At 38.8% G+C, this 25,318-nt stretch carries 17 protein-coding genes; 4 read left to right on the forward strand and 13 right to left on the reverse strand.

The genetic code is table 11. The features are described 5' to 3' along the window. Window positions 1-8: 8 nt before the first annotated feature. The 3 genes from ACU696_RS04395 to ACU696_RS04405 are packed head-to-tail and all read right to left on the reverse strand — an operon-like array spanning window position 9 to window position 2,823. Entirely contained in the window at window positions 9-776 is a 768-nt protein-coding gene (locus ACU696_RS04395; protein WP_164528321.1) for an ABC transporter ATP-binding protein, read from the reverse strand. Further along, window positions 773-1,789 (reverse strand): FecCD family ABC transporter permease, encoded by a 1,017-nt coding sequence (locus tag ACU696_RS04400; RefSeq protein ID WP_209102616.1) that lies wholly within the window; start codon window positions 1,787-1,789, stop codon window positions 773-775. Before ACU696_RS04400 ends, ACU696_RS04395 begins: the two co-directional genes overlap by 4 nt. After that, window positions 1,786-2,823, reverse strand: a complete 1,038-nt coding sequence (locus tag ACU696_RS04405) for an ABC transporter substrate-binding protein (protein ID WP_209102618.1) — start codon at window positions 2,821-2,823, stop codon at window positions 1,786-1,788. Before ACU696_RS04405 ends, ACU696_RS04400 begins: the two co-directional genes overlap by 4 nt. 200 nt (window positions 2,824-3,023) lie before the next feature. Here ACU696_RS04405 and gntR point away from each other — a divergent pair, with 200 nt between their 5' ends. From gntR to gntU, 3 genes are all read left to right on the forward strand, one after another. Further along, on the forward strand, window positions 3,024-4,019 hold the full coding sequence (gene gntR, locus ACU696_RS04410; RefSeq protein ID WP_109913062.1) for a gluconate operon transcriptional repressor GntR: 996 nt from the start codon (window positions 3,024-3,026) through the stop codon (window positions 4,017-4,019). Window positions 4,020-4,449: 430 nt separating this feature from the next. Continuing rightward, a complete protein-coding gene (gene gntK / locus ACU696_RS04415; protein ID WP_004915186.1) occupies window positions 4,450-4,989 on the forward strand; it encodes a gluconokinase in 540 nt (179 codons plus the stop codon). Further along, on the forward strand, window positions 4,989-6,344 hold the full coding sequence (gntU, locus tag ACU696_RS04420; RefSeq protein ID WP_004915184.1) for a gluconate transporter: 1,356 nt from the start codon (window positions 4,989-4,991) through the stop codon (window positions 6,342-6,344). Before gntK ends, gntU begins: the two co-directional genes overlap by 1 nt. 94 nt (window positions 6,345-6,438) lie before the next feature. Here the strand turns inward: gntU and ACU696_RS04425 are convergent, their stop codons facing one another. The 6 genes from ACU696_RS04425 to ACU696_RS04450 are packed head-to-tail and all read right to left on the reverse strand — an operon-like array spanning window position 6,439 to window position 12,677. After that, window positions 6,439-8,424, reverse strand: a complete 1,986-nt coding sequence (locus tag ACU696_RS04425; protein WP_209102620.1) for an ATP-binding cassette domain-containing protein — start codon at window positions 8,422-8,424, stop codon at window positions 6,439-6,441. Further along, a complete protein-coding gene (locus ACU696_RS04430; RefSeq protein WP_123382750.1) occupies window positions 8,411-8,869 on the reverse strand; it encodes a hypothetical protein in 459 nt (152 codons plus the stop codon). The genes ACU696_RS04425 and ACU696_RS04430 overlap by 14 nt, the downstream gene beginning before the upstream one ends. A 4-nt stretch (window positions 8,870-8,873) precedes the next feature. After that, on the reverse strand, window positions 8,874-10,124 hold the full coding sequence (locus ACU696_RS04435; RefSeq protein ID WP_123382751.1) for an HlyD family efflux transporter periplasmic adaptor subunit: 1,251 nt from the start codon (window positions 10,122-10,124) through the stop codon (window positions 8,874-8,876). Further along, the gene (locus ACU696_RS04440) at window positions 10,105-11,331 is read right to left on the reverse strand and encodes a TolC family protein (protein ID WP_209102622.1); all 1,227 of its coding nucleotides are present in this window, start codon (window positions 11,329-11,331) and stop codon (window positions 10,105-10,107) included. Before ACU696_RS04440 ends, ACU696_RS04435 begins: the two co-directional genes overlap by 20 nt. 4 nt (window positions 11,332-11,335) lie before the next feature. Continuing rightward, window positions 11,336-12,256: a hypothetical protein gene (locus ACU696_RS04445; protein ID WP_238563398.1), complete on the reverse strand. Its 921-nt coding sequence runs from the start codon at window positions 12,254-12,256 to the stop codon at window positions 11,336-11,338. Beyond that, on the reverse strand, window positions 12,207-12,677 hold the full coding sequence (locus ACU696_RS04450) for a hypothetical protein (RefSeq protein WP_227024241.1): 471 nt from the start codon (window positions 12,675-12,677) through the stop codon (window positions 12,207-12,209). The genes ACU696_RS04445 and ACU696_RS04450 overlap by 50 nt, the downstream gene beginning before the upstream one ends. 207 nt (window positions 12,678-12,884) lie before the next feature. Here ACU696_RS04450 and ACU696_RS04455 point away from each other — a divergent pair, with 207 nt between their 5' ends. After that, window positions 12,885-19,526 carry an Ig-like domain-containing protein gene (locus ACU696_RS04455; protein WP_213637282.1) on the forward strand — a complete coding sequence of 2,214 codons (6,642 nt, stop codon included), beginning with the start codon at window positions 12,885-12,887 and terminating at the stop codon, window positions 19,524-19,526. 74 nt (window positions 19,527-19,600) lie between these two features. Here ACU696_RS04455 and ACU696_RS04460 read toward each other — a convergent pair whose 3' ends face one another. The 4 genes from ACU696_RS04460 to ACU696_RS04475 form a co-directional block, all read right to left on the reverse strand. Continuing rightward, window positions 19,601-20,419: a helix-turn-helix domain-containing protein gene (locus ACU696_RS04460; RefSeq protein ID WP_209102626.1), complete on the reverse strand. Its 819-nt coding sequence runs from the start codon at window positions 20,417-20,419 to the stop codon at window positions 19,601-19,603. 499 nt (window positions 20,420-20,918) lie between these two features. Further along, on the reverse strand, window positions 20,919-22,145 hold the full coding sequence (locus ACU696_RS04465) for an SGNH/GDSL hydrolase family protein (RefSeq protein WP_209102628.1): 1,227 nt from the start codon (window positions 22,143-22,145) through the stop codon (window positions 20,919-20,921). After that, entirely contained in the window at window positions 22,117-23,286 is a 1,170-nt protein-coding gene (locus ACU696_RS04470; protein ID WP_109912621.1) for an SGNH/GDSL hydrolase family protein, read from the reverse strand. Before ACU696_RS04470 ends, ACU696_RS04465 begins: the two co-directional genes overlap by 29 nt. Beyond that, window positions 23,273-24,691: an MBOAT family O-acyltransferase gene (locus ACU696_RS04475; RefSeq protein ID WP_196719081.1), complete on the reverse strand. Its 1,419-nt coding sequence runs from the start codon at window positions 24,689-24,691 to the stop codon at window positions 23,273-23,275. Before ACU696_RS04475 ends, ACU696_RS04470 begins: the two co-directional genes overlap by 14 nt. Between the last annotated feature and the right edge of the window lie 627 nt (window positions 24,692-25,318).

Genomic DNA, 25,318 nt, shown 5'->3' on the forward strand with positions numbered 1-25,318 from the left:
TTCTGACCTTAACTAGAAAACGCTGATGGAAACTGAAAGTGAGATTGAATGCTATGTTTATCCACATTATAGAGGGCTGCTAAGTTAGTAAGTGTTAACATACATTTAGATAATCCTTGCCTTGCTTTGTGGTGCTTATCGAGCAAAATAACATTATCAGCGATAGCAGCGGCATGCTGTGGATGGTGAGTTGACATCAAAATTGTCATACCGCGAGATTTTAATTTTTCTATTTGCTCAAGTAGGCGAATTTGATTACCAAAATCAAGGCTAGCGGCAGGTTCATCCATAATTAGAAGTAATGGTTTTTGTATTAAAGCCCTTGCTATCAATACTAATTGCTTTTCTCCTCCACTAAGCGTGCTGTATAGGCGTGATGCTAAATGTGAGATATTCAGATGCTTGAGTTGTTGATAGGCTAAATTTTTTTCTGTTTCTTTAGGAACCGAAAATAATGAAATATGCGGTGTTAAGCCCATCATAACCATATCAAGTACCGTGAAGGTAAAGGGGGTATCATGAGCTTGGGGAACATAGGCGACAGTTTTGGCGATTTCGCGTGGTTTAAGGTTCTTAATCTCTTGCCCATTGAGCCATACCTTACCTTTAATTGCCGGTAATAGTCCCAGTAAAGTTTTCATTAACGTGGTTTTACCGCAGCCGTTGGCGCCTAATAAGCAGCTAATCTCACCTTTAGGTAACGAAAGATTTATACCATCAATGATTGATATGTCATGATAACCAATAGCGACCTCTTGCAAAGACAAAATACTCATTTCACCCGCCTTGTCTGTAACAAAATAGCCAAAAAGAAGGGGGCGCCAATTGCGGAGGTTAAAATGCCTATGGGTAATTCAATTGCCGCAATAGTCCGTGCTAAGGTATCTGTAATGAGTAATAAAATAGCACCAATTGCCAGTGATGCAGGGAGCTGATAGCGAAAGTTAGCGCCCACTATCATTCGAGTGATATGTGGCACAATCAAGCCTATCCAGCCAATAATTCCCGCAATAGAAACCGCACTTGCCGTGAGTAAAGTGGCACAAACAATGAAGATAGCACGAGTTAAACTGACATTGATCCCAAGGCTTTTGGCTTCTTCATCCGATAAACTGAGTAAATTCATTCGCCAGCGTAATAATAATAACGGAATAATACCGATAACCATCATCGGTAACACGGAGACTAGGTCAGCTTGGGTAATCGATGACAATCCACCTAACAACCAAAATGTGATGGAAGGCAGTTGAGTGTAGGGATCGGCAAGAATTTTCATTAAAGAGATGGCTGAACCACATAGTGCACTGATGGCAACACCGACCAGCACCAAGGATAAAATAGGATCATGCTGCCGCGCTAATCGAGCAATAAAACAGACTAAGGAGACGGTGATTAGCCCACCAATAAATGCGCTCAGTTGAATGTAAAATAAGGATTGGCCAAAGAAAATACCGATAACAGCACCCACGCCAGCACCGGCGGAAACGCCTAAAATATCAGGGGAAACTAATGGGTTACGGAACATACCTTGGTAAGCCGCTCCTGCAATAGCCAGACCTCCACCAATGACAATAGCGACTAACGTGCGAGGAAATCGTATTTGCCAGAAAATAGTTTCATGGCGCGGGTTGCTCAACTCGCTATGAGAAGATAACTGGCTGACAAATAGATGATAAAGCTCATTGAATGTAAGTGAGTACTTACCACTTATTAAGGCGATAATAAAACTTATTAATAAAATGATGATTAATAAAAAGGATCTTCTCCCTTGTCTCAGTACATCATTCATGATTTTTCCATGAGCAACTCAACTTGCTGTGCCGTTAATGATGAATGGTAGAAATGAGTAAAAAACTCAGCGATATCATGCTTAATATTCGCAGCAATATTTTTATCAAAATGGCTTTGTAGGCGTCTCATTCCCAATAGGCGGTTAACCCCTGGAGGCCCATCTAACCAACCAAATGGCATGCCACTAAATAGTAATAATTGGTTGTTGGCAATGGCATCAAGGCCTCTCCATAATGCGGAATTTGTCATTAATTCAATGGATTCGTCATATTGAGTTATAATGATGTCAGGGTTCCATTGATATAATTGCTCCATAGAAACCGTAGTCAGACCATGGAAATTAGGAATATCAACCACATTACGTAACCCGAGTATTTCAATCGCTTCAGTATGAATTGAGCCTTTAGCGCCAGTTTCTAAACCTTTTGCTCCTCTTGCAAGGTAAAAACTCAGCGATTTTTGTTGGTTTTGATTGGCAAATAAAGTGGCATCATTAATATAGCGTTGAGCGAGTTGGCTCAATGTTTGAGCCTGCGGGATAACGCCTAATATTTCACCTAGTTGTGTAAGTTGTTGAGGTGAATCTTTTAACCCGCCGGCGATTAATAAATAAGGTACATGAGTTTGTTTGGCGACCTTTTCCGCTTGTGAGCGATAAGTTTCGTCAATGTTTCCGGTATCAATGATCAAATCTGGGCTATAAGACAGCAGTTGCTCAAGAGAAAGGGTGCTCCCACGGCCTGCTAAGCGGCCATAAACAGGTAGCTCAAGCCATTGTGGTGCAAAAAGGCCGGTTTGCCCTTTTTTCAGCGAAATAGAGGCGAAACCCACCATCTTTTCAGGAGCTAATGCGAACATCAGTAAGTCGGAAGAAGGACCTGAACTGATGACTCGGTGAATATTTTCTGGTGCTGGGAGTTTTCCAAATATGGCCGCTTCGACGGCTAGGCGAGTTTGTGCAAAGCTCGGCAAGCTGTAAAAAATAGCCAGTGCTGCACTGGATTTAAGGAACTGCCTACGATTGATTGCCATAATCTAATTTTATTGCTTCGTTATGATAATAATTATATAACGCGAAAATTAGCGGAGTCATGATAGAGAGTCAACTATAAAAGTTGCCGTGCTCAGAAAATTCGATGTTTATGTGATGTAAATCAGTAACAAAGATTGCTATCCATTAATAGATAGCAGAACATAGTTATCGTTAACGAATTGGATATCGCTTTGAACTTATGAAGAAAAAAAGACCTTCTCTGCAGGATGTTGCCGACCAAGTTGGCGTTACAAAAATGACGGTGAGCCGTTTTTTACGAAACCCAGAGCAGGTTTCAGAAGCTTTGCGCGATAAAATTGCTCAGGCGGTGGAGGCTTCCGGGTATATTCCAAATAAGGCGCCCGATATTTTATCGAATTCAACCAGCCATGCCATTGGGGTATTGCTCCCATCTTTAACAAACCAAGTTTTTGCCGAAGTGATCCGTGGAATTGAAGCAGTGACGGACCGTCATGGTTACCAAACCATGCTCGCTCACTATGGTTATTTAGCAGAAAAAGAAGAAGAGCGGCTGACCTCGCTACTTTCTTATAATATTGATGGTGTGATTTTAGCCGAACGAACACATACTGAACGCACGTTACGTATGCTGAAAACTGCGGGGATCCCCGTTGTTGAGATTATGGATAGCGTTTCACCTTGCCTAGATATCGCAGTGGGTATCGATAACTTTGAAGCTTCCCGCCAAATGACCCAGGCGATGATTGAGCGTGGCTGCCGTAAAGTTGTGTATTTAGGGGCAAGGCATGATGAGCGTACTTTTATTCGTTTAAAGGGTTATGAGCAGGCCATGCTCGATGCAAATCTTGAGCCTCGTAATGTGATGACACAAGCGAGCTCGTCATATTCGCTAGGTGCCCAACTACTGCACGATTGCCGCGCTAAATACCCAGATACCGACGGTTTATTTTGTACCAATGATGACTTGGCGATAGGGGCGATTTTTGAGTGTCAACGTCTAGGGATTCAAATCCCACAAGACCTTGCTATTTCAGGTTTTCATGGCCATGACGTAGGGCAAGTGATGACGCCAAAACTGGCAAGTATTTTGACGCCAAGGGACCAAATGGGGCGCAAGGCGGCGGAAGTTTTGTTGGCGAGAATGTCTGGTAAGAAGCTTGTCGAGACGCATTTTGATGTGGGGTTTAGTCTCCTCACTGGCGAAAGTATCTAATTTTATCCGTCATACTTCGCGCCGTAGCGTCGTTGCCCGCACTTGCTAACTCTAGTCACATACTTGTGTATGCTCCCAGAGGTTAGCTCGATTGGCGTCTAGCTACAACACGAATTATTTAGGATAAAGAGCAAGCTATAATGCGAGTTATTAATTCAAATTATTTCGGGTAGCTTTATCCGTCATACTTCGCGCCGTAGTGTGAATTATTTACGATAGCTTTATTTGTTGAACTTCAAATTATTAAAAACTCATATCTTGGCACCCTCTATATTATTGCGATAACTATCACAGTTCTGCTTTTTTCTTCGCCAATTTGATTGCTAAATAAATCCTCACTGATGATAATGTTACCCGTAACTTGTTACCGGTAACAAATGCCGGTTTTTAACTAAAGCCAGGACAATAGTGAATATCTGAGGAGTTTCCTATGAATGATACCCAAAAACAAAACTATACATTTGTACTAATGGGGGTATCGGGTAGTGGTAAGTCTGCTGTTGCCACAGGTGTCGCACAGCAACTGCAAGCTGCCTTCCTTGATGGTGACTTTCTTCACCCTAAATCAAATATTTTAAAAATGGCATCGGGTCATGCATTAAATGATGATGACCGTAAACCTTGGTTAGTTGCATTGAACAATGCCATTTTTGCAATGCAAAGAACAAATAGGGTATCTCTGGTGGTGAGCTCCGCATTGAAAAAAAGCTATCGAGATATCTTAAGAGAGGGGAACCACAACCTCTATTTTATTTACCTAAAAGGTGATGCGGTTGTTATTGAAGAAAGATTGAAAGCACGTAAAGGGCATTTCTTTAAACCTGAAATGCTGAAATCGCAATTTGATGCCTTGCAAGAACCTGGCGCGGATGAACCTGATGTGCAGGTTGTTGATATTCGCCCATCCTTAGAAAACGTGATTGAAAATACGTGTTCTACTATTCGTAAGATTGTCGCTGGAGATAACTAATGAATACCCCAGAAACATTAAGCACGTTAACGCTCGTGCTGACGGCGGTTGGCTCGGTCGTTTTACTGCTCTTTTTAGTGATGTATGCTCGTTTACACGCATTTGTCGCACTCATGATCGTTTCTATTGGTGCGGGTTTGTTTTCAGGTATGCCAGTACAACAGATCACTGAAACCATGCAAAAAGGAATGGCGGGAACCTTAGGATTCCTTGCTATCGTAGTCGCTCTCGGAGCAATGTTCGGTAAAATTCTGCATGAAACAGGTGCTTTAGATCAGATTGCGAATAAGCTACTGAATCTGTTTGGTGAAAAAAATGCGCATTATGCAGTGGGTGTCGCAGGGTTGATTTGTGCTCTACCACTCTTCTTTGATGTGGCGATTGTTTTGTTAATCGGTGTGGTGTTTGCGGTAGCGAACCGCACTGGCCATAACGTTGTTCGCCTTGCTATCCCATTATTTGCAGGGGTTGCCGCTGCGGCTGCGTTCTTATTACCGGGGCCAACACCAATGTTGGTTGCATCACAAATGGGTGCAGACTATGGCTGGATGATTTTAATTGGGTTATGTGCTGCTATCCCTGGCATGATTTTAGCGGGACCTTTATTTGGTAAATTTATCAGTAACTTTGTTCATATTGATATTCCAGCGGATTATCAAGCGCCAAATACAGAACATGGCAGAATGCCAAGCTTTGGATTTAGCTTGTGTTTAGTGCTTTTCCCATTGGTATTAGTGGGTTTAAAAACCATCGGAACACATTTAGTTGAAAAAGGAACCACGCTTGAGCATTGGTTAGAGTTTATCGGTCACCCTTTCACCGCATTACTGTTAGCGTGTTTACTGGCGATTTATGGCCTAGGTTTCCGTTATGGTATGGATAAAGAAAAAGTCATGGCGATTTGTTCTGCAGCGATTCAACCCGCTGGGATCATTTTACTGGTAACGGGTGCTGGTGGCGTATTTAAACAAATTTTAGTGGATTCAGGTGTTGGCCCTGCGCTAGGTGATTCTTTAATTGGTGCTGGTTTACCGATTGCGGTTGCTTGCTTTGTATTAGCAGGAGCAGTACGTGTTATTCAAGGCTCTGCCACGGTTGCATGTTTAACTGCAGTAGGCTTAGTACTCCCAGTTATCAGTGAGCTAGGTTACTCAGGAGCACAGCTGGCGGCTTTAGCAATTTGTATCTCTGGCGGTTCATTGATCTTAAGCCATGTGAATGACTCCGGTTTCTGGCTATATGGCAAGTTTACGGGTGCGACAGAAGCACAAACGTTAAAAACATGGACGGTAATGGAAACTATTCTTGGCACGACAGGGGCAATTGTTGGTATGGTGTTCTTTATGTTCTTGTAATACGGTTCATAAAAACACACCAAAGTTAAATTCATTGAATTAAACGTCATCAAAGCGCCCACAATCAAGTGGGCGTTTTTCTTTATTAGCTTAATTAGCTTAAATTAATTTTAGGAATAACAATTTCATTGTGATGCTGTGGGGAGCTAATGCGTTTAGCGTGACCCGGTGATAATTCAATATGTGTAGTAAAAAATGAGGCTAACCCTAAGTCATGAGTAGACAAGAAAATAATTGATTTATCTAATTCAAACTCTTGTTTCATTAATTGTAAGAATGGGAGTGCATCAGAGGTCGCCATAAATGATGTTGATTCGTCTAACAAGATCATGTCAGGTTGTTTCATCAGTATAAGAGCAAGCTGTAATTTTTGCTTTTCCCCTGTAGATGCAGCGATATCGGTGACGAGAGTATCATCTAATGTTTCTTTGCTAATCAGTAAGCTCGGGCAGCAGAGTTTAGTAAGACGAACAATTATGTCGTTATCGAATACACCATAGAAATTAAAATTATCGCGAATACTGCCATGAACGAATGTTGAAACACCATTATGGTAGGCAATCTTTTCTGTTAAAAAGCACTGGGAAATTTCATCGATACTAATACCATTGATTGTAATATTCCCTGAGGCGTATTGTGAAGTCCCACATAAGGCTTTCATCAGTGATGTCTTTCCTACTCCTGAAACACCTGTTATACCGATAACATCACCGGGTTTGGCTTCAATATTGAGCTGGTTAATAATCGTTTTGCCATGAATACTAACGCTAAGATTTTTTGCACTAAAATGTGTTATTGAATCTGTTGTTATGCCATCTACTTTAAAATGAATAAGTGGATTGTTTTTTAACTGATCAATACTGGATTTGATATGAAATAGATGTGTTTTTACTATAAATAAGCGATTAATCGCACTTGTGATAGCACCAGAAAGTCGACCATTAATGATCATTACGGCGATAATAGAAGCTAAGCTTAAGCTTCCGTCACCAATAGCCAAATAGCTAGCTATGTACATTACTATCATGGATAAAAACGTATTTACTTTGATAATTTCCATCCAATGATGATTGGCCTCGTTTAGTTTTAATTTTATTTTTTCATCTTCATTGGTTTTTATACTGATGTATTGCTTAAAATAGTCATCTCTGGCAAAACAAAGCTCATGTTTTTTTTGTTCTAACGAGTAGTACATGGCTGATTTTTCATAGTTTAAGGTGTTAGCTCTCAGCATATTTTTGTAGGATAGAAAGCGGATGTGCAGACATAAAAAGATAAACCCAGCGTAATAGCTCAATAGCAATAATGAATAAAGACCTAACATGCCAACAATACAAAATGAAAATAAAATAGCTAACCCAATATCATAAATAATTTGTGGCTTAATTTCCCATACCTGTAAGATTGATGCTTCTGCTGTTCTTACCTTAATTGAGGCACTTTTACAGCTAGATTGTTTTAATAAGTTAACAAAATAACGATTAAAAATACTGATATTAAGCTTTATTTTTTTTATATTTTGTTCATGAATAATATGTTTGATGAAAAACTCTAAGCCAATAATGACAATGAAAATAAAACTAATATATAAAATTGAGCTTATGGACTCACTATAAACGAGTCGGGAATTAAATAGGTTTGAATATAAAGGTAATAACAGTGCAAATACGATTAAAGGTAGTGAAAATAAATTTGATTTTGGCGTTAATTTAATCAGCGATTTATATATACTCGCTTCACTGAGCATGTTTTCACGTGCAGAGAATGAAAATAAATGTTTATTTTCAACTAGTTGTTGTGTTATTGCGGAATCGGTTGTTAGATTGGTTAGCTGGCCTCGATGATTTTTGATGATAATATATTTTCCATCAGTTATCTCCATAATAAACAGTGCTGGTAGCTTGCTTTCACTAAAATCTACAATAGAAACATATTGATAATTGAAAAAATCATTATCAATAAATTCGTTTATATTATTTAGTATATATTTATTGTCATACGAGAGTGTTGGAGAGGTAAATGATTCTCCTAATATCTTGAAATATTGATTAATAACATCATGGAAATTACTTTCTTTCATTTTCTTCACTCTTCAGGAAGCAAGCGTTAACCCCTTGATTATCTTCAATCGGCTTTAATGCTTTAATGTGTACATTAGGTGTGTTTTTTTTAATTAACACTGTGTTATAGATGGTGTAGGTCATTGCGGCGTCAAAAGATATGTTATTTCCATAACTGCAATAAACATCAATAGATTTAACTTTTTTATTAACAATTAATTTTAAGGTGTCATGGCTGAACATTAACGACTTCATGACGTTATTGCCAGTACCGTTGTCATTATTACTATCGTTATTTATAGATGAGGAAGTTTCAGTATTGTTGTCATCAATTCCGATAAATGCAGTTTTACCTTTATTTTGTTCAGCTGCCATCGTACTCGATAACACATTGGCTAACAGTACGGCCATGAGTAATGTCATGGTTGCAACGGCAGCAGATAATGCGGAAATAAAACCTAACATAGGGTCACCAAACGTTAAATGTCATGTTATCGCTAACTAATGCGGTTAAATAACGAAATACTGAAATCTCTTTACTCGAGATATAGAGCATCACAGGTAAGCCGTCATGCTCTGGAAGGAGCTCGGTATTTTGTTCTGGTGTAATTTGTACTGAATAATAGCGTTCTTGGTTGGCTCGTTCTCTGTCAGTAAAGGAGTCAGCGCTAATTTTTGTGACCTTTCCGCTAATAATTTTTTTAAATCCGGGGGAATTTACCACAATTTTTGCTGGCAGTTTCGGTGCGATAAAAGGGCGATATTTCGCTAATATTTTACCTTCAATGACTCGTGTATCCTGTTGTTTTTTAATTACCATCACTAAATTAGACGCTTCAACATAAGAACCTTTTTCTAAATCTTTTTCGATACTTAGTACCACTCCATTCGCTGGCGATAACACACTATTCGCTCTTATTTTATTGCGCAGTAAATCCATCTGCCCGCTGTTTTCTAATTTTTCTTTTTTCAGACGATGAAGGAGAGTTTCATTTTCTTGGATCTCACCGATAAGCCGCGCAGTATATTTTTTTTCTAGCAGTGAGATTTCTCGTAATAGCCCTTGAGCATTTAATTCTCCTGATGTCATCAGTGCGTTGGTACGGCTGAGTTCAGCGTTATTATTGAGTTTTTCAATTTCAGGAGCTCTTGCATTTTTTAATAATAAATCTTTTTTTTTCAGAATGTTAATCTGCTTTTCTAATTCACTAGATTCTTTAATTTGTGAGATATATTTATCTCGCAAATTGCTTATCTCCATGTGTAATAGAATGTGGCCATAGAGTTCTCTATAGGCGCTTAAAGTTTTACTCTGTAACCCCTTCGCAAAGAAAAAATATTCAGACTCCGTCTTTATACTTCCATCAAGGATCTTATTTAACAATTTTTTATTTTCTTCTAACTCATCAATACGTTCATTAGCAAATGTAACGAGGTTGGTTAATGTTTTTTCTTGATGAAATACATCTAAATTCGTATAGGAAAATAAAATTTGCTCTTTCTCGACCTTATCACCGGTTTTTATCGCGAATTGATTAATAAACCCAGACGCTGGGCTGACTATTTCTAATCGGTTGGAGACGCCTGAGATAACTCCCTCACCTGGAGAGGATATTTCGATTTTAGCTAATAAAATATACCCAATAAATAAGGATGTAATACCTAGGAGTATTTTTAATTTTTTAGGAATATAGATAAATTTATTTAGATAACGTTTCAATTTCAGTTAACTTCCCTGTTAATTGGATGTATTCCATTTTGTTTTTCATATCAGCAATCATTAACTCAGCTATGCGTCTTTCCATTGTTAACATATCAAAAAGTGTGTTCACCATTTCATAGAAAGAGGACTGCGATATCTCATATTCCCTTTGTTGGCTCTTAATTATTGAACGCATAGTCTTACGCTGTGCATGCAGCCCTATAAGTTCATTCGAATTTGAATTAGCAATTCGTTTTAAATTTTTAATTTTAGCGGTTGATTCTTTATATTTATAATCTGCTTTCCCTTTTGTGGCTTCATACAGTTTTAGCTGAGATTTTTCGCTCAGCATTTTATCAAGATCAAAAATATTTAATTTAACCTCCATTCCCATGTAAGATTCGTTACGGCTTCTAACTTGATCAACAAATCGTTCTTCGGCGATAACATTAACATTCAATAATGGGTTTTGTTGATAAGCATTTTCTTTCATTACCTCAGCTTGCATGCGCAGCAAATTATATTCGTTATTTTGTTGTGCATTTTCACTATCAATAATGGTTGCTTGCAATTTTTTTAATAGATTTTTTGGTACTTGTACACCTTTCGAAGGAAAGGTAATCCCCGATAAAAGCTCAATATTTGATTTATATTGTTCAATTTCTTTTTCTATATTCTGTAGTTCTGTTTCAATCCGTTGCATCAACAAAGAGGCTTGTTCAACATCACTGTATTTAGCTATACCATTTTTATAGCGGTGAGTAATGAGTTTGAAAATATTTTTAGCCTTGCTATCTAAATCAGCTGTCGTTTTTGTTAGCTCATTGAGATAATAAATACCAATTAAGTTATTAGTTGTTGCAGTGTACAGTTCTTCTTTTTCTTTGTTCAGAGAAAGTGTTGATATTTCTAGTTTTAAGTTTTTTTCATTAAACCGATGACTTAACGCAGTATCATAGATTAATGAACTGGCAGTAATATGATTACTGGTACACCCATCATGGCTTTTTATTTTTCCTGATGCTGATATTTTAGGTAGATAATAATAATCTGTCTGTTTTGCTCTAAGGTTTTCAGCCTCTAATTCTAACGCTTTTATTTGAACTGGATTAGAATTTTCTAATACTCGGTTAATAAAGGTTTGAAAGTTTTCTATACCTTGATTGGCAAAACTGTAACCTGTTGATAATAAAGTTAATAATAAACTTAAAGTGATGGGGCGCATATGTTTAATCCATTGATAATAAAGTTAAAAGTTTTTTCCTGCTTTGAATGGTATTTTCTTTTAGCCATTGCGTAGTTTGGTCGATTTTAAGTATTTCTTCTGATATTTTTTCATTTTCATTTCTTTTATTTATTTTTTCTTCTAATAAGTAAACCGCTAATTTTCTTTTCCAGTCGTCATCAGCATCTTTTATTGACTGTAAAACGGCTAAGTGGTCTTGTGCAGTGTTGGATAAAGTTAGGAGGTGTGACGAAATATCAGTCGCAAGTTCATTGCTTTCAGTCACTGAAATCATTTTTTGCGCTATAGTAATATTTACTTTCTGCAATTTATTTAGGGTTTCTTGAATGTGATTAAGTTCTTCTGCGTAGTTTACTGATGTCTGTTGTGCAGTTTTTTTATTTTCTTTTTGGTAAAAGAAATGAAAAAAATTCAAACTAACTAATAGCAAAACTGAAATAGAAACACCAAGAATGGACGTTAAGAATGCAAAAGACATTGAATTCAGTGCCATTGAAATAGATGAGATCATGGCGTTCATTTTTTCTGAGATATCACCTTCTCCCCCAAGCGATGCTGATATAGCAGTGATCATCCCTGTTAGGCCAATAAATGTTCCAATTAACCCTAATGATACCGTGACAGATGCAGATAATTTAGTTTGGTTTGAAAGTAAGGTATAGTTGCTTTGTTTATTTTTATTAAATAACCGATGAAATAAGAAGATAATTAAAGGGTAAATATAAATTCCAATCATCGTGTAGCTTATTTCAGGCGCAAGTAATAGACATTGCTGAACCATTTCGCGTACTGATTGTAATAAAAAACAAGCTAGGAACGTTGCAGCATAAAAAAATAATCCAAGATAGTACATATTATTTGTAATCCCAATAAATACATGAATTCCAACCTGGGCAGTGTTCACTTGTTCCTTGTTTTAGAACAATCTCTTTATTTATTCCCAGATTTTTAATTAGTGATGCCATATAAAGAAGGTTATAAGTGTTTTTTTCTTTACTGTGGCTGACTTTATCATTGATATAACCATTGATAATGATTTTTTTACTTTCGTTTTTAGTTATTTCTTTTTTTATTAAAAAAGTTTCACTTTTTGATAAATGAATGCCACCTTTAAAGTAAATTCGTTTATTTGGCATGTCTATTTTTGTTTTTTCAAAGTTTAGTTCTCCATAGTGAATATAGGTTTCTGCGGTTTTCATTCCGCTAAAAATAAACACCATAGAAACTAAAATAATTATGCATAATGTTCCACTTAGCCCATCAACCATTGGGGCGAGTTCTTCATCAGAGTTATCGTCATCGTTTTCCATATCTGATTCTTTCATTTTAGAAACAACGTTATTAATTCATGTTTATATTATAGTCGCTATTGAAATGAACTCACTTGAATTTGAGCTCAAAAAGAAAGATTGTCAGACCATATGCAGTTAAACGACGTTTTATTTTTAATTAAATAGATATAATTGTTTTTATTAACGGCAGCATGTGAGTATTCGCTGATGACTCCATTTATTAATATAATGATATAGAACATGACAGATAAAACTATCACAGATAAATTAAAAAACATAGAAATCCAAAAATTTAAAGTTCAAGGGCTTGATTTAATTGTCACTAAGCCTGATGGTTCTATTGAAACTATTAAAAATGGGCTGTCGGAAGTAATTTTAGGCAATATGACATTGATGACGGTTCAAGGAGCGATTCTTTCACAAGATGAAATTCTATCATCAATAACTTTAAATGTGGGTGCTGATGCTGTTTATATCAAAGAGCAATTAACGAGTGATCTTGTTGAATATGCTGATAATCAAGACTCAAAAAATAATAGTGAACAAATAGATGAGGAGGAGCTGCAAGGTGATGAACAAAGTTTCAGTAAAAAACTGGCAGAATTAAATCAAAAAAATCAACAATTAGAAAAGACACTTCAGACCTTGTCTTCAGAGAAAGATGAAAAAGAAGTATTATTAAGCTCATCATTGACAAAGCTCGCTGAAGCGAAAAAACAGCTAAATCAAAAAAGTAAAGAAGGAAAAGCACCAGTAGAAGACAGCAACTTAACCTTTTCTCCACCATCCGCACCTGTCGTTATGCCAACAAGTTCCTCATCATCACCCACTCAGTCTTCAAATAAATTATCTGCAACGCCCGAAATAGCTAAACCGATAACACAAGTTTTTATTCAGGGAAAATTAAGCGAAGAGTCTGACTCAGGGAAAAAGGGCGATAATATTACGAATATTAATACACCAATATTTACGGGTATTGTTTCTCTCGATAGTCAGGCTTACTTAACGATTAATGATAACAAATACCCTATAACAGCGGATAAAGACGGGAAATGGTCATTAAAAATTTCAGAACCGTTAGAAGATAAAATATATGAATACTCATTAGTTGTTTCTTCCGGTGATGGCAAGCCTGTCACCGTGAGTGGTCAATTTGAAGTGGACACTCGGCTTGATAACCTCTCTGTAAGCCTTGATGGGCATTCAAATATCGAAACGACTGGGGGAAGAATAACGAATAAGCAATTTCCTACTTTTGCAGGAAAAGCTGAAGTAGGGAGCTCGGTAACGCTAACGATTTCAGGGCAAAAATTATCGACAATTGCTGATAATAAAGGGGGGTGGCGAATTACAGTCGAGAAGCCACTAGCTGATGGTGTATTAGCTTATCAAGTTACTGCAGTAGATATAGCGGGTAACCAAAAAACTATCACTGAGAGTGTTACCATCAAAACATCAAAACCCGATGCTAGTGTACTGCTTGATAACTCAGCTGTTTTCTTGACCAATAAAGTCAAGCCAACGCTTACGGGGAAAACAGACCCCAATTCTAATGTTATCGTTAAGGTGGCAGGGAAAGAGTACCTCACCAAAGCCAATGAGCAAGGCGATTGGTCACTCACCATCACTGATAACCTAACAGATGGCTCACATGTATTAAACGTTACGGTAACAGACAATGTAGGTAATCAGGGCATATTTATCCAGAGTTTATTGGTAGATACCACCCCACCCGCCGCACAAGCGACACTGACCGAAAGCAGCGACTCGGGGCTCAAAGGTGACTATATCACCCAACAAAAAGCCGTGACCGTGGCAGGGAGTACCAAACCGCAATCGACGGTCGTGGTCCAATTTGTGGGGCAAGAATACAGTACCATTGCTGACAAAGACGGGCAGTGGCAAATAGCGTTGCCTGCGGTGGGTAAAGACGGCGAGTATGATTATCAAGTGAGTGTGACCGATACCATTGGAAATGTTGGCACATCCAACGGGCAATTTACCGTAGATACACAGGTGGATAGCCTATCAGTACACCTAGATACGCAGTCGGATAGCGGTAATATTGGTGATAACATCACCAAAGAGACTCGTCCGCATTTTTCAGGCAAAGCGGAAGCCGGGAGCCGTATTGCGTTGACGATTGACGGGCAGCAGTTGAATACGACGGCGGATAGCCATGGGGATTGGGCTGTTGTCGTCCAGCAAACACTCACGGATGGTACCTATGATTATACGGTGAAAGCCACGGATGTGGCAGGCAATACGGCGGTGGTTACAGAGTCTGTGCAGATAAAAACCACCTTGCACCCGACGACGTTACAACTCAATAACCAGTCAGATTTTATTACTAACCAACTGACGCCAACGTTGTCTGGGCTGAGTGAGGCAAATGCCAAAATCAGTATCGCGATTGACGGGAAAACATATTCTACGCAAGCGGACAGTCAAGGAAGTTGGTCGGTGTTGATCACCTCACCACTCACGTCGGGAAGCCATTCACTCAAGGTGCAGGTTACTGATATTGTGGGTAATAGCGAGAGAATCAGTGAAATACTGCATATCGATACCACCCCACCCGCCGCACAAGCGACACTGACCGAAAGCAGCGACTCGGGGCTCAAAGGTGACCATATCACCCAACAAAAAGCTGTGACCGTGGCAGGGAGTACCAAACCGCAATCGACGGTTGTGCTTCAATTTGCGGGGCAAGAATACAGTACCATTGCTGACAAAGACGGGCAGTGGCAAATAGCGTTGCCTGCGGTGGGTAAAGACGGCAAGTATGATTATCACGTTAAGGTAACCGATAAAGTCGGTAATATCGGGACGTCCAAAGGGCAGTTCACTGTAGATAGTAATATTACACTGACCGCACACTTAGATCCTGCAAGCCAAGAAAATTCAAATGCTTCAGTGACTTATTTAAAAAGACCACAAATTAGTGGCGAAGCTGACCCCGAAAGTAAAATTACGGCTGAATTCAAAGGTCAAATTAAAACAGTTTATGCCGATAGCCAAGGAAAATGGTCTCTGATTTTTGATGTCGATGCGGATGTCGGTATGGATAATCACTACAAGCTCACTGCAGAGGATGCGGCGGGCAACCAAGATACAATCAGTCAGAGCTTCACGTATCAACCCCCATCAGTGGGGGGTGGGGAAGCCGAATTTCCGATTCTTGTCGCCGCATTAGACGCTGCGAGTGATAGTGGAAAGAAAGGTGATTATATCACCAATATTACAGCCCCTAAGTTTACTGGGTTCGCTACAGCGGGGGCTAAAGTAACACTGATAATCGGGAATGAACGTTTCTCTACATTGGCAGATAACGTGACTGGAAACTGGGAAATTCAACTCAAAGAGCTTACAGAAGGAAATAACCAGTATCTTGTGACGGCTGAGCACCCGACAAATGGACAAACAAAGGATATTTCTGGGAATATCTTTATTGATACGATATCCCCCGTATTAACCGTTGAGCTCAGCACAGAAACGGATACAGGAACCAAAGGAAACTTTATTACGGCACATCGTAAACCTGTATTTACCGGAAAAAGTGAGCCGGGAAGTGAAATTTCGCTGGGATTAAATAATGAGTTAGTTTCAACAGTTGTTGATAACAATGGTTTCTGGAGTTTAGCTTTACCCAATGAATTACCGAAAGATTTTATTGGTGATTATAAAATTACTGTGATGGATGCGGCAGGTAATCAATACGAAAAAATAGATACACTGACGATAAATGCTAATCCACCAAAGATAACGAATGCGGCTTTGGCTTCACCGTGGGCCCGAGGAAAATTTCATGGTGATAAATCGACCAATGACTTAGAGGCAACATTTACAGGAAAGGTAACCCCAGGTTCAAGTTTAAAATTTAAATTTAGATTGAGTAAGAAAGATGAGCATGTTTTTTCCATCACCAATATTGATAACGAGGGAAATTGGTCTTTTAGTTTGCCTCCCGGTTTTCTTAAAACGGATCGCCGTTACGATCTTGACCGACTGATACTCGTTGCAACTTCAGCCTCTGGAATAGTCACAGAGCAATCAATTGAAGAAAAAGGTATTCAAATCAAGGACAGTGTTTTAAATGTGACATTTCAAGTGGCCGCAGAGTCGAGCAGTACCGGAGAAATAAATAGCTCACTAAGTTCAAGCCGCTCGCCAAAGCTACAAGGAAAGATTTCTGGGGCGTCGGATCGTGATGAACTCAGTGGCGCGATACTGATAGGTGGTAAAACGTATTCAGTTAATTTGACCAATGGCCGAAAAAACTGGGATTTCAAGGTTCCAGCTGATATTCAGCTCCCGCTAGGAGAGGTTCCTTATACTCTCACATTTAAAGATGTTTATGGCTCAGTAAGGAAATTTTCTTCTTCTGTATTGATCAGTGATTTTAAGTTTTACCTTGACCCTGATACGGATTCCGGCCAAATCGGTAACCACTATACCAATCATAAAAAACCCGTTTATAAAGGTAAAATAACAGCCGGTGGCACAATCTCAGCCAAAGTAAATGGTGATAGTTATCCTATTCAAGCAAATGAGAAGGGGGAGTGGTGTTTTGAAGTGCCTATTAAAGGGGATGGCGCCTATCATATTAGCTTTATCCAAGATGATGGTACCGTTTCAGTTGGACAAACAACACTCAATATTCTTACTGAGGAACCAATATTTAGTGATTTTCAGATTAGTGGCACACAGGTTCACTCGGGGACGCTAGTTGCTAATGTAATTAACCCTGAATTAGTTTTCACTTATCATGGAAATATGGATTATTACCTGATAAATGTGAATGGGAAAACGACTCGGCATAGTAAGCTACAAACTAAATATAATGGTTCTAAAACGGTGTTTGCTAATGAGCTAGTGTTACCTGACGGTGAGCATGTGGCAAAAATAACCGCATTTGATATCGCGGGTAATAAAACTGAGCATGAAGTGATTATTAAAGTGCTCAATGACGAGCTCGGAAAGACCTCACCAAGTATCGAATTTGGTGTGAATGATAAACAGTTAATTTCTGAAAAAGACGGCAAATTACTTTTCAATCAAAATGATTTAACACTCACGGGTACGACAAGTGCCGCAAGTCTGGTGAGCATCAAGGATGCAACTGGAAAAATACTGGGTACTACAAAGGCAAATAACCAAGGAAGTTGGCAAATAAAATTACCCAACGATATTGTTCCTATCGGTATTAAGAATGGAGAAAGTCTTAAATTATTGGTTAGCGCAAAGGATTTAGTTAACCGTGAAACGCAGTTTGAGTTTGATTTAGTCTATGACATTTCCCCTCCTGAATTAACCGCAGTCTTAGACGATCCACTAACAAGTGATGGTGTTATTCATGTTAACCAACCCGCATTTAGTGGAACAACTAAAGCTAACGCGCAAGTTCGCTTGAAGATCAATGGAAACATTTATCATACGACCGCGGATCACGATGGTAACTGGCAAATTAAGCTATCGGATAAGGAAGCACTTGCTGAGGGGGCTTACTCTTATGAAATCGAAGCACATGACATTCTTGGCCAAATTAGCATGCAACCCATCTCGGGCGATTTTACGGTAAAAACTATCGCTTTGGCGACGGGAGAGTTAACACCAGACTCAGATTCAGGGATTCAGGGCGATAACTACACAAATATCAATAAGCCTATATTCACTGGAATAACTGAACCGAATGCGATAATTCGATTAGTTTTTGATAATAAAGTGGCCTCAGCTTTTGAAACCATTGCTAATGAAAAAGGGGAGTGGTCAATTCACGTCACGACTGAATTGAGTGAAGGCATTCATGATTATGTGATTTTTGCGATTGATGATATTCAAGGTCTTAAAGGCCAAGTTTCAGGGCAATTGGTTATTGATACATTAGCGCCTGATTTACTTATTGGTGGGGTTTTTGACCCTACAGACTCTACAACTAAACAAGATATTGTCATAAATGGCTCAACACCTACGTTTGCAGGGATTGCAGAACTAGGAACCTATATACAATTAACGGTTGGCCAACAGGTTTATAAAGATATTAAGGTGAACGAATGTGGTGAGTGGGCGTTCACTTTACCTAATTCACTCACAGATGATGAATATAATTATCAAATTGAGATAATAGATATTGCAGGTAACGTAGGAACGTCCCCTTTAACAGGAAAAGTAACTATAGATACGACACCACCTGATATTATGGAGTTTGGCTTAGATGTTAGTACGAATTCCGGCACATTAAATGATACAGTAACAAACCATAGTCGACCCAAATTTAGCGGGTTGACGGAGCCGAACGCATTGGTTGAGTTTACAATCAATAAAAAAACTTACCAAGAGAGTACCAGTGAAAAGGGAGAATGGACTGTCTCTATGACTGAAGCATTGAGTGATGGTACTCATAATTATCGTATTGAGGTAAAAGATAAAGCAGGAAATAGTACGGTAAAAACAGGGCAAGTTATCATTGATTCAAAGGCGCCTGAACTTACTGGGCAGCTAGATGAATCAACGAATACAGGTGATAAACAGGATGAAATTACCAATATTAAAACGCCAAAATTCAGTGGGGTAACAGAGGCTAATACCACCGTATTTTTAACTATTGATAACCAGACCTATAAGCAAACAACAAATGGACAGGGCCAATGGGAAATTACCGTGGCAAACCCGCTGCATGATGGGGCTCACCCTTATGAAATTAATGTCTATGACCAAGCGGGGAATCAGGCGCAGCTTAAAGGGAGTATTGTGATTGATTCAAGTTTACCAGACGCAACCGTCACCCCTGCTCCCGTAGATAACACAGGGGGTAACCATGTTGATATCCCCCCAATAGATACCACAATGTTACAGATAGATATTGATAATCACTATTTTTAGCTAAACGAGAGCCTTACCATGAAAATGGAGAGGCTCAAGTATTTATAGACGATGATTAAAAGAGATAAAGCGTATTAGAGTAAGGGATAGGTGAGATTTGGCTGGGAATGAAAACTTTTAAATGCGAGTAAAAAATAAGGCACATCATCATAGCCGACTTCTTGGGCAACACGTGTCATAGGCATATTTTCTGTTCTCGATAATATCATCGCTTTATTCATTCGCGACATTAAGCTAATTTTAGAAAAACTGGTGTATTCACTGGCCAGTCGTCGTTTAAGCGTTGAAGAACTCATATGAAGTTTTTTCGCGATAGTATCTAAAGTATGGCATTGTTTACCTGCACTATGAAAAATTAAGTCATACACTTTATCTTTTATCGAGATATTTATTGATGCATACAATGTAGGGATAAATTCATTTACCAGTAAAAAAAATGACAAAATAAAACCCAAATGAATATGAATAATATTCTGGTTAGTGGGTGAGTTAACTTCTTTAATGGCTGAGTGAAATACATCTTCAATAATTGGGTTTTCTTGTAAGTTAGTACAACAGATTTGACTTATTGAAGATGTTTTTTTCTTACTAATAAATAATGCAGACTGTTGTTGATAAAAGGATTTTAACATATCCGTGGTTATTGGAAGTACATCCACAGCGAGTAGATTGTGATTATCACGATTAATTATCTCAATTGATGCTCCTTTAGGAAGAAAACAGATATCTGAGGCCGTCAGTTTTTGCCATGGGCCTTCTTCTATTCGAATGTCAATTTCACCCGAGCTCAGCTTAAAGAGTAGGGAGCGAGTGAGGTAAAAGCTATTTTTTATTTTATTTGATAGCGTTTCAATATAGGTATGAAACGATTTTACACAGAAATTAGTCGACATTTTTGAACCTAAATAAATATTACCTACGATTGCGACCGTAAAATTATTCTGGCTGTGTCAAAGAATTGTTCACGGTTTCCATTTTAACAACAAACCCTGAGCTTGCATAAGGTGAGAAGCGGTTTGTTATTACCTCCTTGTTTTATAAATCGCAGCGTATGCGATGTGGTTTACTAGAAGGGACGCAGGGATACTAATTTTATGCGGTGTATATTGATTTAATTAATGGTCACGATTTTTTATGTTTTTTAGAAGGAAAAATAAATTCGAAATTAGTCAGTAGTATTCCGAGAGTGACGTTTTTAATTTGTTGTTTTTATCTGAAATAATTATTTTAGCTTTAAAATTGGAATTGGATTTTTAGAGTGACAAAAAGATAAGTAAGAAAAAAGCTAAAGTGAAATAGCCACTATTAGGCGATAAATATTAAAAATAGTAGTCAATAAAAAGGCAGGGTACGTTGAAAATACCTCTGCCTTATCGTGCATTGAGTCAGTAATTAATTCAATATTTGGCTTAACTGACTATATAAACCTTGAGCACTCTTTTTGTACCCTTCAACAGAAAGGTGAACATTATCTGGGCGGGCTAAATCTTGCGCTGCCCATGTGCGAATTGAACAAGGGCCACCCATAAAGGCTTGCCAGTCCCAAAATAACGTATTTTCCTGAGCAGCAACCGTCTTTTGAATTTGAATCACACTCGTTAAATTTACTGGCATTTGTGCTTGGCAACTCGCTGCATTATTAAATTTAAGTGAATCATTCGGGCCGATAAGTAAAATAACGCTGTTGGGCATTTGTTGGCGAATTAAGCGGATTTTGGCACGTAAATTTTGCTCATAAGCGGCTAAATCTAACGTATCATTAAACGCTTCATTGGTTCCATAAGCTAGAATCACCATATCAGGCGACATTTGCGCTAAAGTTTCGCTCCACTGTGGCTGCCATTTATCAGCCATACTCAATGTTGCACCATTGAGCCCAAGCGCTGAAAGCATCACCCCTGGTTTTTGCGAACGCACTAACCACCCACCGATTTTTAACCCATTACCTTTATTAACAGTAACCTGAGCAGGAAGTTGGGTATTTACAGGGGATGAAAAGACCCACTGGTTCCCCGTGGCGGGTAATGCAACGCTGGGGGAAACAGCTGGAGCGACACGCATTTGTGAATCTCCTGCGCTTTGATAGAGAGTTTGTAGCTGGTAAGCCCCTAGCGCCGGCTGTAAAGGCTTAAGCACCACTTTGCTGTTGGCAGCTTGTGGTTCGGCAATTAGCCCACCAAGTGGGTAATCAAAGCGCTCATCTTTACGACTTGAAGCCAGAGACCATTCTTTCTTTTCAATCATACGGTTAATGGTTGCGGTACGTTGTCCCGGTACTGAAATAGGTGGAATGAAGCCTGGGCCCGCATCCCCATAGCGTTGCTGGAACAAGGTTCTCAAATTGCCACTGAAAAAGTCAGCAGCGGTGTGTGAATCACCAATTTGGACGATGTGCACTTGTTGGCTGCCTTGGCGTAGCTTTTTCGCCAGCAGTGGCAAATTAGGCTCTGCGTTATTGATCAACTGCCCTTGTGCAACCGCAGACTGGCCTTTGGGTAGGCTAGTCGTACGTGTTTTGTCTGATGTGTTCTGGCAAGACAATAAGCCCAGCGATAAAAGCGCAATCACGCTACCCGCCAATATTTTGGACTTAGCTTGACACAGTTTGTTCAGTTTCATGAGGTTCCTTTTCTTCCTCTTCTTCGAAATGAATGAGTGAGAATACTTTTTCAGCAATCAATTGTTGGCCTTTTCCGCTGAAATGGATCCCGTCACCACTTCGCAATTTAATTGTACTGCTTGCATCACCGATATAGTCAGAATAGGTATCGCCTTTATATTTAAAGACATCATTAACAGAAAAGTAAATTTCGCCGTTATCCTCAACTTCAGATTGGTAGAGGCTACTCAAGAATTTCATACCATCGGAGAGCGTATTTTTACGCATATTAGGGGGGCCAACCCAAATAACATCAACATTGTGCTGGCGAGCGGTCGATATTATATCACTAATCCGTTCACGGTACACTTTTTCCCAATCTTCACTTTTAAATTTGACGTATTTATAACCCGTTTGTGGTGGCATATCCCAAGGGTCATTAGGTCCTAAAAAAACGACGAGAACCTTAATGTTCGGGTTATCATTCAATGCCTTGGCAATGGTTTGTGGCCAATTGAAAAAGCGTGGATATGCTAATCCTGTACTTTGTTTGCTTAGATTAATGCTATCAATATTATATTTTTTCAAGAGCATGTTTTTAACATGTGGAGCAACACCTTGCATCATGGAGTCCCCCGCAAACAGGACTTGTTGGCCTTTTTCAATATTGGCTACATGTTTTGGCACGATTGGCTGATCTTTTTTGATAGTAAAACCACCAAAGTTAATTTTGGGGTTTTTCTCCCTAGCTTGTGGTCGTTTCAGGCGTTCAGGGAAGGTAATCGATAAGCTTTCAGCTGGATAAATATAGCCATTCACAAAATGAAGGCCAACTTGAAACTCGGTGGGAAAACTGAGTGTTTTGTCTTTATTGGCCAATGCGATTTCTGCCGCTTGCTTGTCTTCTTGCGCTTTTTGCCCTGATGCGTAGTAAGTAAATAGGCTTCCCGCTTCAAGTGCACCATCATGTAAATAAGCTCCATAATCCCAGATAGGATTCCCCGCCATTTTTGCCCATGGGGTATCTTGGTGATATTTCTGCTGCCAAAATCGTTCTAGTGAGCTTTGATTCAACCAAATTAATAATAGGCCGGCAACGAGGACAATAAATAAAATCTGCCCAACCTTGATGAGGGTATTTTTAAACTCAGAAGTTAGCATAAATAAACCCCGGCATACCTGAAGGAGAAAGCATAAACATAATGGTTAGAATAATCGCGAGCGGAATAGGGTAATAATACCAAGGAATAGTTTGGTATTTTTTCGCTACATAATGGTAGGCTTGTACAAAATAAGGGTAGGTAATCAGTAGTAGCCAAAATGCGACTAATAGCCCCAAGCTTGCATTAATAGAAGCGATAAAACCAGGTACAGTGATTTGATTTACTATTAGCAGTGCATCATCAAATGAGGCACTACGGAAGAAAATCCACGCAAAGCAGACAAAATGGAAAGTAATAATGCGCGACACCCAAACTGATAATGTTTTATTAGGGATCACTTGAGTCCATCCTAATTTTTCCATGCATAAATTCTTAAGATTGAGCAATACAATCCCTAATCCATGAATGGCTCCCCATACCACAAATGTCATTGCAGCACCGTGCCATAACCCTGAAATGACCATAGCAAGGAATACATTAGTATTCATACGACTAAAACCTTTGCGGTTACCGCCAAGGGGAATATAAATGTAGTCGCGAATAAAGGTTGATAAGCTGATATGCCAGCGAGCCCAAAACTCTTTTAAATTTGCAGCTAAATAAGGCGCATTAAAGTTAACAGGAACTCTAAACCCTAATAATAACGCGATGCCTGTCACCAGATTGGTATAACCAGAGAAGTTAAAGTAAATATTCCAAGCATACGCATAGGTTGCTATTAGAATCTCTCCCGCACTGTAACCCACAGGGGCATCAAAGACAGGGTTTACAAAATTTTCAGATAAGTAAGAGCTAAATAAAAACAATTTCACCAGTGCTAATGATATAAGCAATATGGCTTTTCGAGGATCTAAAACCTCACGGCTTTCAGCTTGTATTTGAGGAAGAAAGTTCTTCGCACGATTGATTGGCCCCGCAACGATGCTGGGAAAAAATGCAAGGTATAGTGTCACGTCAAAGAAATCGGCTTTGGGAATTTCTTTGCGACAAACCGATACCGTATAGCTTACCGAGTGGAATACATAAAAGGAGAGGCCAAGAGGTGCGAGTATTTCCAATATAGGAAGACCAACACTAAAACCAAATTTGTCGAGTGTTTGTTGGATAGTCTCTTGAAAGAATGAGTAATATTTAAAGGTGGTAAAGAAACCAATAATGACGGCGGTAAGAATACCGTATATCCATCGACTAGAGAGCCAATTAGTTGCGACATTGGTAAGCAAATAAATGATCAGTGTGTAGCTAAATAAAATATAAGCAAAGTCAGGGCTAAATGAATAAACAAAAAAATAGCTAGCAGTGATTAATAAGCCATTCTGTAGTTTTGCACTGGGCTGACAACCCCAATAAATAAGAAAAAAAATTAAGAAAGAGCCAAGAAACTCAAAAGAGAAGAAATTCATATTAGACTCAAAGATGTTAATTATTTTGTTAGAAGGTGAGGGTATATGATATTTGATCTCTTTTTCTATGCAATCAGAATATTGCTCGTCATATTTCGAATGGTGACTTTGTTGGCTACGTTCAGCTACCCTAGTCACATACTTATGTATGCTCCTAGGGATATCCTCTCTTGCCGCCTCGCCACCATTCGAACTATTTAGAGCAATAGCGCCAATCTAAAATAATGAATAAAAACCATCAAAAAACAAGTAATGCATTTGATTGGTAGTAGGGGCCCTCTCTTGCCGCCTCGCCACCATTCGAACTATTTAGAGCAATAGAGTCAATCTAAAATAACGAATAAAAACCATCAAAAAAACAAGTAATGCATTTAATTGGCTGTAGGGAGCCTCTCTTGCCGCCCCGCCACCATTCGAACTATTTAGAGCAATAGCGCCAATCTAAAATAATGAATAAAAACCATCAAAAAACAAGTAATGCATTTGATTGGTAGTAGGGGCCCTCTCTTGCCGCCTCGCCACCATTCGAACTATTTAGAGCAATAGAGTCAATCTAAAATAACGAATAAAAACCATCAAAAAAACAAGTAATGCATTTAATTGGCTGTAGGGAGCCTCTCTTGCCAC

The sequence above is a fragment of the Providencia sp. PROV_01 genome (assembly GCF_053098325.1).

What these genes read in the sequence shown, in the direction of transcription:
- ACU696_RS04395 (WP_164528321.1), bottom strand. Translation starts at nt 776, where the DNA reads ATGAGTATTTTGTCTTTGCAAGAGGTCGCTATTGGTTATCATGACATA.
- ACU696_RS04400 (WP_209102616.1), bottom strand. Translation starts at nt 1,789, where the DNA reads ATGAATGATGTACTGAGACAAGGGAGAAGATCCTTTTTATTAATCATC.
- ACU696_RS04405 (WP_209102618.1), bottom strand. Translation starts at nt 2,823, where the DNA reads ATGGCAATCAATCGTAGGCAGTTCCTTAAATCCAGTGCAGCACTGGCT.
- gntR (WP_109913062.1), top strand. Translation starts at nt 3,024, where the DNA reads ATGAAGAAAAAAAGACCTTCTCTGCAGGATGTTGCCGACCAAGTTGGC.
- gntK (WP_004915186.1), top strand. Translation starts at nt 4,450, where the DNA reads ATGAATGATACCCAAAAACAAAACTATACATTTGTACTAATGGGGGTA.
- gntU (WP_004915184.1), top strand. Translation starts at nt 4,989, where the DNA reads ATGAATACCCCAGAAACATTAAGCACGTTAACGCTCGTGCTGACGGCG.
- ACU696_RS04425 (WP_209102620.1), bottom strand. Translation starts at nt 8,424, where the DNA reads ATGAAAGAAAGTAATTTCCATGATGTTATTAATCAATATTTCAAGATA.
- ACU696_RS04430 (WP_123382750.1), bottom strand. Translation starts at nt 8,869, where the DNA reads ATGTTAGGTTTTATTTCCGCATTATCTGCTGCCGTTGCAACCATGACA.
- ACU696_RS04440 (WP_209102622.1), bottom strand. Translation starts at nt 11,331, where the DNA reads ATGCGCCCCATCACTTTAAGTTTATTATTAACTTTATTATCAACAGGT.
- ACU696_RS04450 (WP_227024241.1), bottom strand. Translation starts at nt 12,677, where the DNA reads ATGAAAGAATCAGATATGGAAAACGATGACGATAACTCTGATGAAGAA.
- ACU696_RS04455 (WP_213637282.1), top strand. Translation starts at nt 12,885, where the DNA reads ATGACAGATAAAACTATCACAGATAAATTAAAAAACATAGAAATCCAA.
- ACU696_RS04460 (WP_209102626.1), bottom strand. Translation starts at nt 20,419, where the DNA reads ATGTCGACTAATTTCTGTGTAAAATCGTTTCATACCTATATTGAAACG.
- ACU696_RS04465 (WP_209102628.1), bottom strand. Translation starts at nt 22,145, where the DNA reads ATGAAACTGAACAAACTGTGTCAAGCTAAGTCCAAAATATTGGCGGGT.
- ACU696_RS04470 (WP_109912621.1), bottom strand. Translation starts at nt 23,286, where the DNA reads ATGCTAACTTCTGAGTTTAAAAATACCCTCATCAAGGTTGGGCAGATT.
- ACU696_RS04475 (WP_196719081.1), bottom strand. Translation starts at nt 24,691, where the DNA reads ATGAATTTCTTCTCTTTTGAGTTTCTTGGCTCTTTCTTAATTTTTTTT.